The 12,848-nt window shown below is 48.4% G+C and carries 5 protein-coding genes; all 5 read right to left on the bottom strand.

Features of this window, described 5'->3' with window-relative positions:
- Positions 1-39: 39 nt before the first annotated feature.
- The 5 genes from F6J94_RS05700 to F6J94_RS05680 all read right to left on the bottom strand — a co-directional run bounded on the left by F6J94_RS05700 (position 40) and on the right by F6J94_RS05680 (position 12,846).
- Positions 40-1,425: a condensation domain-containing protein gene (locus F6J94_RS05700; protein ID WP_293037909.1), complete on the bottom strand. Its 1,386-nt coding sequence runs from the start codon at positions 1,423-1,425 to the stop codon at positions 40-42.
- Between the two features lie 153 nt (positions 1,426-1,578).
- On the bottom strand, positions 1,579-2,445 hold the full coding sequence (locus F6J94_RS05695) for an acyl carrier protein (RefSeq protein WP_293037906.1): 867 nt from the start codon (positions 2,443-2,445) through the stop codon (positions 1,579-1,581).
- On the bottom strand, positions 2,396-3,424 hold the full coding sequence (locus tag F6J94_RS05690; protein ID WP_293037942.1) for a KR domain-containing protein: 1,029 nt from the start codon (positions 3,422-3,424) through the stop codon (positions 2,396-2,398). Before F6J94_RS05690 ends, F6J94_RS05695 begins: the two co-directional genes overlap by 50 nt.
- A gap of 15 nt (positions 3,425-3,439) precedes the next feature.
- The gene (locus F6J94_RS05685) at positions 3,440-6,061 is read right to left on the bottom strand and encodes a methyltransferase (protein WP_293037903.1); all 2,622 of its coding nucleotides are present in this window, start codon (positions 6,059-6,061) and stop codon (positions 3,440-3,442) included.
- Positions 6,013-12,846, bottom strand: a complete 6,834-nt coding sequence (locus F6J94_RS05680; RefSeq protein ID WP_293037900.1) for an aminotransferase class III-fold pyridoxal phosphate-dependent enzyme — start codon at positions 12,844-12,846, stop codon at positions 6,013-6,015. The genes F6J94_RS05685 and F6J94_RS05680 overlap by 49 nt, the downstream gene beginning before the upstream one ends.
- Positions 12,847-12,848: the final 2 nt, after the last annotated feature.

Genomic DNA, 12,848 nt, shown 5'->3' with positions numbered 1-12,848 from the left:
GCTTCCATTGAACTGGATGCTCTCCAGTGCCCCGAATCCTCACTTTTCTGATAAACAAGCATCTGGCTGAGCAATCATTTGTTGGAGTACCTGCTGGAATTTGCTGATGATTTGTTCGACCATCACCGAATCAAAACGCGCACTGCCGTAAAAAAAGGTTCCACTCAGTCCCCCATGCTCCGCTGATGTTGAGGAGAGATGGGTTTTGGTATTTTCCCAGAGGTGCAGTCCTAGTTCGTAGCGACTGGTTTTGATGGGGTACTTCAATGACTCCATCTCTAAATTGGGGAAGGCGAGGGGTTTGAGGCTAAATCCGTGGTACGCCAGCAGGAAGTGGGCAAGGGGATTGCGGGCATCGGGTTCTGGAAACGGCAGATCGGGGAGCAGTTGGTTAAAAGGAACCTGGGGGTGGGCATAGGCTTGAACAGTCACCGCTCGAATTCGGGACAAAATAGTGCGGTAGGTTGGGTTTCCTCGCAAATCAATGGGGAGTACAAGAACGTTTACTAAAAGTCCCATCAAGCCCTCCAGGTCGCTCCGATCCCGATTGGCTGTTGGTGTGGCAATTACCAGCTTCTCAACTTGAAAATAACGATGAAGACAAATGCTAAATACTGCTAACAGCACCATAAATAGCGTTACCCGTTGGCTTTGGGCGAAGGTTTGGAGAGCGATTGTTTGAGTCCTATCAATGCGAACATCAAGGCTACCTCCATTATGACTGTTGTTAAGGTCTCGATTCCGCACAGGAGGCAAGGTCAAATCAGGCAGATTCTGAAACGTCCGCCGCCAATAAGCTGTAGCTTCAGCCAGACGAGTACCCTTGAACTCAGAGGTCAGTTCCCGAACAAAGTCCTGATAGCGCAGCCGCAATGGCGATAAAGGAGCTGGAAGCCCCTTACAAAATGCATCATAAACTTGACTCAACTCCTCGTAAAAAATTCCCATGGACCACCCATCAACAATAATGTTATGTAGATTGAATAAAACAATCCAGTCATGGGAAGATAGCCGCAATAATAGCGTCCGAAATAACGGACCGCAGGACAAATCAAAAGGAGTTTCCAGTTCCTGTACCAAATAATTTTGGGACAAAGATTGGCGCTGTGAAGGCGGAAAAGATTCTAAGTCCAGAACCGTCAGCGCCGCCTTCATAGAAGTGAGCACCTGCAAAACCTGCTGCTGTACCACAGTAAAAGTTATCCTCAGAACTTCCTGTCGCTCCACCAGATAATCCAAAGAACGGCGAAAAGCCACAAGATTCAGTTCACCACGAAATCGAATCGCCCCAGGGATAATATATACAGGTCGCCCCTTGCAGCCCTGTTCCATCCGCCACAATCTTTCCTGTGCCGGAGTAAGGGGCAAAAATTTTTTCTGTTCTCGTTTCAATAAGTTGAGCAACCGTTCTCTTTTATCATCCATAATTAAGCTAACACGCATCTAAATTGAAGGCTACCAACTTAAGCCGGGACAGCCAATGGTGCAAGGCTTCCAGCTCTCAGGGATAGAGGCCATTCCCTAGGCCGAATTTGTCCCTGGTTACGTTGGTAGCCTGACAGCTTACCACCGCTTCCCCTAACTCAACCGACCGAGCATGGCTTCCACTTCCTCATCGCTGAGGTTGTCAACCTGCTGACGCAGAAACATTTCCTCAACATCCTGGCTCTGGTTTGGAGGTTGATCAATTACGGGCTTATTCTGGGTTTGAATGGCCTTCGCTAATTCTGCGGCTGTGGAATAGTCAAACAGAGCATCGGGACCCAAATCGACACCAAAAATATCTCGAATGCGGGACGTCACCATAATTGCTTGCAAAGAATCACCATTGAGTTCGAAGAAGTCGTCCTCAAGTCCAATATTCTTCACCCCAAGCACTTGACAAAATATCTCAACCACTTTTGCTCCGGTATCCCCTGAAATCCCTTGTTGGGATTCAAACGAACCTTGAACCCTCTCAGTTGCCTCCACTCTTTTAGATTGCCATTGGGCTGCCGTAAATTCCCGCAGTTCAGGCAAAGCGCTTTCTTTGAAACGCACCATTGTCTTCGCTTCGTTCCGGGCCCGAACCCCGGCAAAATCCTGGGTAGACACTAGAACCTGGGGTAAGGATTGGTTGAGGATGCGTCGGAAGGCTTCAGCTCCTTCAACTCCACTCATCCCCTGACGCAGCTCAGGATGAAGATCTGGAGGGGCAACGGGACTTGATGAAGTCTCGTAAACTTCAGCGGTCACCTTCTTCAAGGTAAAACTTTCAATGCTGGCACAAGTCGCACCCGTAGAATCTAGCAACAAAATGTCCAGAGAGAGAGTTGCCGCACCCGATTTGCCCTTATCTAAATAACGGGCATAGGCTGTTATTTGCTGGGGCAGGGGGTGATAGAGTCGCAGTTTCTTATAGCAAATAAAAAGCCTCAGGAGTCGAAGCAAAGCTCGTCGCCACATCTAACATGGCCGGATGGAGATGGTAATGCTCCAAATCCTTTTTATATTCGTCGGGCAAGATAACTTCTGTCAAGGCTTGGTTCTGCCCAACAAAGATATTCGACATTGATTTGTACCAACGCGGACCCACACAAACATCACCAAAACATTTTAGTTCCTTTATGCTTGCCGCAACTCCCATCTCTCTAGGCCGCTCCTGAGTAAGAGACCGCTTTAAAGCTTCCAGATTATATGCTATGGTTTTGTTATCCTCTGGCAATAGGGTAACCAGATTTCCCCGAGCATTTTCATACCAACCTGTCTCAGGCTCCAAACTAAAGATAGTGAAGTCGCAAGCCGTTTCCCTTTCTTCAAGGACAATTCTTACTTCCTTGTGGGTAGATTCGGGAACTAATAGGGGTTCCAGGAAATAAACCCCCCGCAGCTCCACGCTGGTGCAGGGTTGCCAATCCTGATAAGCTGCCCGAGCAAGCTCCAGAAAACCGGTACCCGGCACTAGGGGGCGATCGCGCAATCGGTGTTCGGCCACAATCCAATGGCGTTGGGTGGAAAGCCGAGCATGATATACTCTTCGCCCCGGTCCAGCATCTACGCAATATTCAAAGAGGGGATGGTTAACCCAGGTTTGGCGAGCTGCCGCAATGCTCGAATCCATCAGCAGACGCATGGCAGCCCCCGCTTCGCTCCAAATCCCCCAGTTTATAGAACAAACAAAGGTATCGCTCTGTGAGTTCATTCGATGGGCAAAAACATCCTGAAAAGCATTAGCTGCACAGTAGTCTGCTTGCGCATAAAGCCCAATGGTAGAAGCAAGAGAAGAACTCATGACGAAGAAATCTCGCTGGGGATTATCGGTCAATTCAAACAGAAACTGAGTTCCCCATACCTTAGGTTGAAACACCCGATGGGTCTTTTCCGGGGTTTCCAGCTGCATCAAGCCATCGTCCAGAACCATAGCGCAATTGATGACTCCATTGATGGCCCCGAAGTGAGTTTAAACTGTGGCAATTTGGGTTTGGAGAGCATCGCGATCGCCGATATCGGCGGTCAAAACCTGCACCTGGCCTCCAAGCTGCTCGATCTCCAGAAGGCGACGTATGCGATGGCGGGTAATTTCTTCTGGATCTGCCTCCCTATCCCAAGCTTCCCCAGCTCGCGCCGGAAACTGGGCTATAATCAGGGCTGTATCCGTTGCGGCTTGGTTCTTGGAATCTTGAGGTAAGCTTTCCACCAGAGCGAATCCTTGCTCCCTCAAAAGAGTTTCCCAAGTGGATTGGCTTAAGAGAGGCGAACGCTGACGAAGATGCCGATCTTCAAACTGCCACCAGCCTTTGGACAAACCCCAAACCATATCTACCCAAGGTGGGGTGTGAGTGGCCTCCACTAGTACGAGGGTTCCACTAGGAACCAGGAGGGACTGGAGATTGAAGAGGGTACTCTCAATCTGAGGGGTTGCATGAACCACATTGAGGGCCAAAATTATGTCAAAATGACCTAATTTAAAGCCCCAATCCAGAGGATTGTCAGAAATATCAAACACCTTAGTTTCGATGAAATCAAATCCCCATTCTTGGCTGCGTTGTTTGAGCTGTTCTACGAAGGTAGGACTGATATCCGTAGCCCAGTACTCGCACTCAACCCCCTCTAACTGCTTCAAAGCTGAGGCTACTACCTCGGTAAGCAAGCCATTGCCTGCACCCACTTCGAGAATGCGTAGAGGACGCCCTTGCTGCTGGGAAGCCAGCTTGGCTACCAATTCTGCTGCCACCTGACGATAGATGGGTTCCCTACTGTGTTCAATGGTGTTTTCCATGGTTTTGGCTAAAAAGTCGGAGCGTCCTTCAGGGTAAAGCACGCTAATAGCCGGAATCTTTCCAGTCAAGGCAGCAGAGTAATGGATCGCACAATGGTCTAAGAGTTCAACCAAACCCCGAAAATCTGGATAATGACGACGCAGGTTTGCACTTAGCTCTTCGGGTTCCTTGACCCGATCTGCCTTAGCTCCGAGGTAATAGAGACCATCCTTATAGCTAATAATTTCTGCTGCCATTAGTAAGTCGAGGATATAAAGAACGCATCCCTCTAACTCCGGCAAAACCCTTAGGCTTTCCAAAATAGCTTTATACGAAAGACTTTGGGAAGAATCGGTTTGTACAAAGGCAGTCTTTACATAATTGAACCCATGGGCGCAGCACAAGTCCGTTAATTTTTCGGTCAATCCTGGATAATCGGAGATTGCTGCAATAGCTAGTTGATCAGAAAGCTTAGCTTCAACCTTTCGCAATTCCTCAATCGAGGAACTTAAATCCGGCAACCGCTTCTGCTTCAAAATTCCTTCCCAGGAATCCCGATCAGGAAATGACGAGCGGGTGAGGAGAGCAATTTTCCCTGCGTAGTACTTTGCCAGGAAGGTAGCCAGGGTAAGTCCAACTCCCCCTAGTCCTCCTGCAATCAGGTAAACCCCACCCTGTCTCAGTCGGGGTTCGGTTCGATCGTTGCTGCTCTCTGGGAGCTGCAGCGATTTGTAGGTTCGTGCCAACCGAGTTTCTTCCCGATAGGCAATGACTGCATCCTCCTCAGGGGCAACCGCTTCCGCCAAAATCCGATCGAGAAGGTTTTGTTTCTGAAGTTCGTTTTTTGGTAGCTCTATATCAAGACTGCGGCAGTTGATTTTGGCATATTCTTGGGGAATGACTAGGGCAGGACCGAGAACAAGTGCTTTAGCTGGACAAGGTAGATCGCTCGGTTCAATTCCATGAAGATTTGTAGATATAATAATTAAGTTTGCTGTTGCTTGGGGACCTAATGCTTGTACCAAAAAAAGGAGGGAGTTAAAGACAACCTCTGGGTTGGGTTCTGTTTCAGGAGCAGTAACAGACCCAAAGTGGCAAATCTGTTGAGGGGTGCTATGACGTTGCTCCAAAATTTGGAACAGATCCCGATAGTGTTGGGCTCTATCGGGGTTCAGGCAATAGTCCCAATCTGAGAGGGCTTTAAATTCAGCACCTGGTTGAAGTTTTACCGTAGCCACCCCGATTTCAGCTTCCCGCAGATATCGGGCGAAACCATCTCCAATGCTGCAATCATCCAAAAACAGCAACCAGAACTCTCCCCGTTGGGCGATGGTAGCAGGGCTAACAGGGGCTAAGGGCAGCTTCTGCTCCCAGTGAGGCCGATAGAACCATCCTCCCAGATCAGGCTGTTTGGATAGGGGCAAAGGGGTAATCGGTTTTGCTATGGGAGTATGAACCGATTTAGCAACAATCGGACCAGCCGGTTTAGCCCAATAGCGTTGGCGATCGAAGGGATAGGTGGGAAGAGGCACTCGCCTTGGGGCTGCGTCACCCTGGAAAGCAGCCCAATCAATGGAACTGCCTCCACACCAAGCCTGAGCCAGAATATGACCGATGACTTCTTCACTGTCCTGAGGAAGGCATCCGACGCTGAAAACCTCAATTCCAGGAGAGTCATCCACAAGAACCGTCGGTCCGAGATAAATCGGTAATTGTTCCGGGGTCAGGGAAAATTGGGAAGTTGCCTGAGAGGATGGCTGTTGACTCCAAGAGTTCAGTCCTCCTCTTGAGCCATAATGATTGCTTGAGATCGGTCGAGGCAAACTAGCTCTGGTGCCACGTTGTTCAATTTTGCAGGCAGCAGTTGCGAGGTTTTACTGTCAGTAATAATGATCTCAAGCTCTGTATCTTGCACGATAAAACGGATTCGGGCTGCTGGATCTTCTGGGTTGAGAGGAACATAGCATGCACCAGCCTTAAGAATTGCAAGTTGGGCAATAATGCTGTCGATTCCACGTTCGAGGTAGATCCCGATCGGCATTTCTGGTTTCACACCCAGGGTTTTCAAATATCGAGCCAGCTGATTGGCCTTGACGTTCAGTGCCTCGTAGGAAAGTATCTGTTGGCCATATATTAGTGCAACTGCTTCTGCTTTTTCTTTAGCTTTGATTTCAAATAATTCGTGGACTGTCTTCTCGCGTGGGTATGGAATCTGGAAATTGTTAAGCCCCGCACCTATCAGTTCCATCTGTTCAGACGCCTCTAGGATTGGCACCTGCTGAATACTTTGACTCGAATCGATGCTTAGAGATTGCAGCAGAGTTACAAAGTTATTTGTTAATCCCTCGATTGTTGATGACTTAAACAGATCGGTGTTGTAAACTATATAGCCAGTTAATCCATCTTCAACCTGGAACAAATGTATCTCCAGATCAAAGCGTGCAGTGTATTCTTCAAAGGTTTCCAATGCGACATTGAGACCTGGCAAGATTGGTGGCTCCATTGGCGCGTTCTGAAGAGCAAAAATTACTTGCACTAGGGGATTTTGGCTGCTGTCTCTTTCTGGGGCAAGAGCCTCAACCACTTGCTCAAAAGGAAAGTCCTGGCGTGCATAAGCTGAAAGCGAGACCTGGCGTACCTGTTGCAACAAATCTGTGAAAGTCATGTCTCCAGAAACGTGGCAACGAAGTATTAGCGTGTTGACGAAGAAGCCAATGAGATGCTCGATTTCACGGCGGTTGCGGTTGGCAATTGGTGTTGCAATGGCTAGGTCTTCCTGACCTGAGTATCGATAGAGCAGAAGGAAAAAGGCCGCTACCAAAGTCATGAAGAGAGTTACACCGTGATCGCGACTTAGCCTTTGGAGAGATGTTGTTATCTCGGGCTTAAGGCCAAACTGCACCGCTTTACCAACAAAGCTTTGAACCGCTGGACGTGGATAATCTTTAGGCAATTGTAAGGGAACAAGTCCTGCTAATTGGTCTTTCCAGTAAGCCAGCTGAATCTCCCGTACCTTACCCTGTAGCCAGGCCTGCTGACCTACAGTGAAATCAGTGTAACGAATTGGCAGTTCAGGAAGGTGCAACGCCTCTGCTGTTGTAGCTGCATGGTAGTACTGACCAAGTTCGCGGTTAAACACCCCAATCGACCACCCGTCGGCTATGATATGATGCAGATTGACGAAGAAAATGCGTTCCTCATCTGTGAGTCGAACCAGTGTAAAGCGAAAAAGTGGTCCGTTGTTGAGATCGAAATGCCAGAGATATTCGGTCTTCGCTATCTCTACAATTTTTGTTTGGGTCTCACTATCCCCCATACCTGTGAGGTCAATAATGTTAAGCCCTACTTCCACCGATGTCTCTATCCTTTGCACTGGATAGCCATTGACAACAGGGAAACTGGTACGTAGCGATTCTTGACGCTCAACAATGGTATTTAGGGCATTTGCTAAGATCTCCTCATTAAGGAATCCTTCAATGCGATAGGCGATCGGAATGTTGTAAGCTGGGTTGCCCGGAGCGAAATTGTTAAGAAACCAAAGACGTCCTTGAGCAAAGGAGAGGGGTACATCGCCCTCTCGCGAAACGGGAAAAATCTGGGGTAGGACCTCGGCAGGAGCACGGCGCATAGCTGCGATCCGGTCACTCAGTTGTGCTATTGTTCGAGCTTCAAACAGAGCTGATAATTGCAGTTCGACCGAGAATACTTTACGAATACGAAAGATAGCTTGGGTTGCTCGGAGGGAGTGCCCGCCGATTTCAAAGAAGTCCTCATGCAAACTGACCGACTCTAACCCAAGCACTTCGCACCAGATCGCCTGAAGAATTTCCTGTTCAGGAGTGTTCAGTTTTGTTGCTAGAGGCTCTTGAGTTAACAGCATTTCGGCCTGTGAATCCTCTAAGATATTACCGATAGGGTTGCTGGGATAATCTGGGTCTAACGGTACGTAACCTCCATTTGCTTCGGGGGTGCGCTTGTCCTGGTGCTCAAACAACTGGTGGATGGACATATCCTGGGCATAGTCGGCATATGCGTCATTCCACTCCTTCAGCAATTCTCGACCTTCTGGTTCTGTGGAGAGAGGCAACTGTGACAGTGGTGCCTCTGGATTTGCGGCTGCGCCCAATAATAAAGTTTGGAAATGACCCAGCCAGAGCCGAATTGTTTGGGAGTCGAATAGATCGCTATTGTAATCGCACATCACAATCAGCTCGCTGTTTGTCTGAAAAATATCGAAAACCAGATCAAACTTAGCTCCCTTCCCATGATTCGGTGCCAATTCAACTTCCAGACCCCAAAATTCTGGATCGGCGCTAATTTTGTTTAAATTAAATGTAGTTCCAATTAGGGTAGTTCGACTCAGAACGCGCGGTAGCTGTAACTTTTGACTTAAGTCGATAAAAGGATAAATTTGATGGTCGTAACCATTCAAAAACACCTTTTTGACCGTACTAGCATAGTCTTTAAACTTCGGATCGGAACCCACCTTCACGCGCAATGGCAAGAGATCGGCACAGTGACCCACCATATATTCACAACCTGCAGACAGTTGTCCTGCTGTGGGAATGCCTACAACAATGTCGTTCTGATCGCTCAACCGATGTAGCAACAAGATAAATCCAGCTAGCAGCGTTGTAAACAGGGTGCATTGACATTGCCCACTCAGGCTTTTGAGGCGATCGCACAGAGATTTACCCAGTTTCAGAGTTTTGCGATCGCCCCTGTATCGATTGACCAATGGTCTCTGGCGATCGGTGGGCAAATCCAGTACAGGAACGGAATCAGCAAATTGCTGCAACCAATAAGCCTCCGCAGAGGCCATTTCCGGACTTTGCCGCCGAGCCTCAATCCGTCGAACGTACTTGCTATATTGCATGGGTTCCGGCAGATCGTAGGAAACCCCTTGGCACTGCGCTGAATAAATTACACCCAGTTCTCGAAACAAAATTTCCATGGACCAACCATCAACAACCAGGTGATGAAAAGTTAGAACCAAAATATGGTGTTCTTCCGAGAGCTTTACAACCAAAGGGCGGAACAAAGGACCGACTTCAAAATCAAAAGTTTTTCCGGCTTCTTGCACCAAAAACTGGGATACTTCTGGATCGCGCAAGTCATTATCTAAACCAGAAAAGTCCACCAGAGGAATATCTAAGCCCCCGCTCGGAGCAATCCGCTGGTAATCTCCCGTTGGGCTAAAAGTGCTTCTGAGGGCTTCGTGACGATTGACCAATTCCCTGACTGCCTTGCCCATCACCTCCAAATTCAACTGGCCCCGCAAGTGAATCACCATCGATTCGTTGTAAGCTTTGGATGCTCCCTCTGCTATTTTAGAGGCCATCCAGACTGCTTTTTGGGGTTCTGTAAGGGGTAGCTGAACCTCTTTTTTGTCTTCATCACTCGGCTTACTTAGCTTAGATGGCGAACTCGGTAAAAATCCCCCTGCTTGCATATCTTCTATACTTGCTTTTACCGCCCGAATAATCTGTTCGATATCTTCATCGGTATGAGCCGTAGACAAAAGCAGGTTGCGCACTTCCGCCACGTAAATCCCTCGCTCCAGCAAATGATAAAAAAGCAAATTCATCCAGAGGTGCTCCGGGTAAGTAAACCGGAACAATGACCCGAAATGAACTACCTGAATTGGCAACTGCTTTTCCCTGAAGTAATCATTGAGATGGTTGGCTAATTTCGTGGTTTTCTTTGTTAACTCCGCTTGCAGTTGGGGTCCTTGGTCTTTGATGTGGTTGAGAACTGCCCATACAACACTCATTACAAGGGGATTCTTGAAAAAGGTGCCTGCAAAAAACGTGACGTCTGGGGAGGGAGAAGACTGATCTCCATAACTCCAAAATCCACCGTCCAATGCGTCCATAAAACTAGCCTTACCAGCTACTGCTCCAATGGGCAGTCCAGCTCCCAAGGCCTTGCCATAGGCAGTAATATCAGCTTTAATCCCCCACAATGCCTGGATGCCGCCGGGGTGCATCCGAAAACCTGTAATTACCTCATCTATAATCAATGCAACTCCCGTTGAGAGGGTTAATTCTCTGAGCTGGTGCAGGAACTCTCGGGGTTGTAAATCCGGCTTACGACTCTGTACTGGCTCTACTAAAACAGCTGCCAACTCGTGGGCATGAGCTTTGATAATATCCAGAGATTTGGGATTTCCGTAGTCAAGCATTATGACTTGTTCTGCCTTATGCTTTGGAACTCCTAGAAAAGCTGGAATGGTACGGGATGTTCCGTCTTGATTATCTATTTTGCCGACCAACAGCTCGTCTGAATGTCCGTGATAAGAATTAGCAAAAAAAGCAATTTTAGTGCGTCCTGTAGTGGCTCTGGCTATCCTGATTGCTCCCATCACTGCTTCGGTGCCTGAGTTGCAAAAGCAAACCCGCTCTTGACCAGTTAGCTCGCACATTAACTCGGCAACTTTGCTTATAAGATGCGGTTGCGGACCATTTTGGAGCCCTCGTTGAATGTGCTCTTGGATAGCCTCGATAACAAAAGGTGGCGAATGACCAAATAAGAGCGGACCAAACCCCATGGTCAGGTCTATATACTCATTGCCATCAACATCCCAGATTCTCGCACCAGCTCCGCGCTGAATGTGGAGGGGATATATCATCTCCTTGATAGAGCTATCGAACCATTTGGCTGCCCTAGGATTAGCTAATACTTTACGAGCAGCTTGGGTCAATTGTTTTGATTCTTGGGTGCGTTGGACTACTCGAGCTATTAAGCCATCCAAATGTTGTTGCTGCTGGACAGTGAAGCCTGCACCTTCTGATTTCTTGGTTCCCTGTTTAGACACCAGCTTGGAGGAACTAGACCCACTTACTTGAGCCAGTATCACCACCTGTCCCAGGTTATCGTCTGCTTCAACATCTGGCAGTATCGCTACCGAACTAAAACCACTCTCCTGCAAAAGCTGCAGCCATTGCCTTTTATCGATCAGGGGGTGATCCGATCGCAGATCCACATCCGCAAATCGCCACCATCCCTTTAACAACCCAAATGTTAGGTCAACCCACCGTTGTCGATGGGTTCCCTCTAAAAGCACTAAGACTCCCCCTGGTGCTAACAACTGCCTCACATTCGCCAAGGTCTGCCTCATGTTCTGCGTGGCATGCAACACATTTGCTGCTATCACCACATCTTGGCAATGAGGCTCAAATCCCTGCAAGCTGGGGTCTTGTTCAATATCGAGAGCTTGATACTCCACAAACCGATAGTCCCCAAAACGCTCCTGAGCCAATGCAGTGAACAGATCTCCCACATCGGTAAAACAATATTGAGTTCGATCCTCTGGCAGATGGGGTAAGAGGTAACTGGTGGTGCCCCCTGTCCCAGCACCAATTTCCAAGATCCGCAGTTCCCTTTGCTGGGGAGCCCCTGCCACTGCCGTGGTTACCACCTGCTGCACTAGCTTGTTGAACACCTGAGCCCTTGGAGAATCTTGATACAGTTGGGTAGCGGTGCTCGTGTCCCAAGCAGGAAACATCAATTTCACCGGATCCACTGCTCCTCGCAACACTGAACTGAGCTGGGAGCCACAGCGATACAATAACTGCCATTCTGGCAGCTGCTGCAGAGCAGGACTATTCTGTAGGGCAGGGTCATCACACGTCGGCAACGGTTGCAGTACCTGCCATTGACCCTGATGTGGTTTGAGGATTCCTTCCGATGATAAAATCTGCAGCAATCGAACCAACAACCGCTGATGTTGGGGCACAACTCCCAACCGTTGAGCCACCGTAGCTAAACTAATAGACTCTCCCACCTGATAAGACCAACCCAGATTCCTTAGTGCTTGGATTATAAAGGTCAGACTCACCTGTTCCAGTTGTGGTACCAGTTGGGTGATGTAATGGTGTAACTTTTTGTTTTCCACCACCAGTTCCTGCACCTCGGGTTGCAAGCGAGTCGCTATAAAGGCTGGATTAGGTATAAAGTCAGGCGCTTCGACTAACCCTGCACCTTCTGATTTCTCGGTTTTTGGGGACAGTTTTATGCTCTCTGGACGACCCGTTTCCAACTCTAGGCTCTGCTTCTGTAGGCTCTTTTGTTTGTTGCTAGAGGGTTGGGAAGGCAGTCGTGCCTGAGTTGGGGTATTCCCCGAAGAACCGTTGCGTAGCAATTCTAGCTGTTTGGACATCAGCTGAAGCTGCTGGCTCACAACCCGTTCGATCGCCGTTTGAGAAGTTAATGGTCCGTGAGAAGTTAATGGCTCCGATATCTGTTTCGCTAGAGCCCTGCTAGCAGCACCGCCATTTTTACTTGGCTTCTCTTGTTTTTCTAAAGATAAAGACTCGGGTTTTGTCCGTGCCCAGGATAATCGCGTGGCTTCGGGCATTTTTTCGGCGATGTACTCAGACAAGTCATTGATAGTGGAATTATTCTCCAACATCGAGCGAAGTGAAATATTCACTCCTAGTTTTGCTTTAATTGCTCCTGCGATTTCTACAAAGGCAATCGACTCCAGTCCCATCTGGAAAATGTTGGCATGGGAGTCTAATTCCTCTGCGCTTTTACCCACAATTAAGGGGGCAAAAATTTCCTTAAGTATTGCCTGAATATCGCTTTTGAGATGTTGTTCTGACATGG

Origin of the sequence: Moorena sp. SIO1F2 (genome assembly GCF_010672755.1) — a bacterium.
Classification (GTDB): Bacteria; Cyanobacteriota; Cyanobacteriia; order Cyanobacteriales; family Coleofasciculaceae; genus Moorena.
This window is presented reverse-complemented; position numbering and strand designations above follow the sequence as displayed.

Bases quoted from the DNA above. Each gene is read 5' to 3' on its own strand.
- F6J94_RS05700 (WP_293037909.1), bottom strand. From the start codon at position 1,425: ATGGATGATAAAAGAGAACGGTTGCTCAACTTATTGAAACGAGAACAG.
- F6J94_RS05695 (WP_293037906.1), bottom strand. From the start codon at position 2,445: ATGTGGCGACGAGCTTTGCTTCGACTCCTGAGGCTTTTTATTTGCTAT.
- F6J94_RS05680 (WP_293037900.1), bottom strand. From the start codon at position 12,846: ATGTCAGAACAACATCTCAAAAGCGATATTCAGGCAATACTTAAGGAA.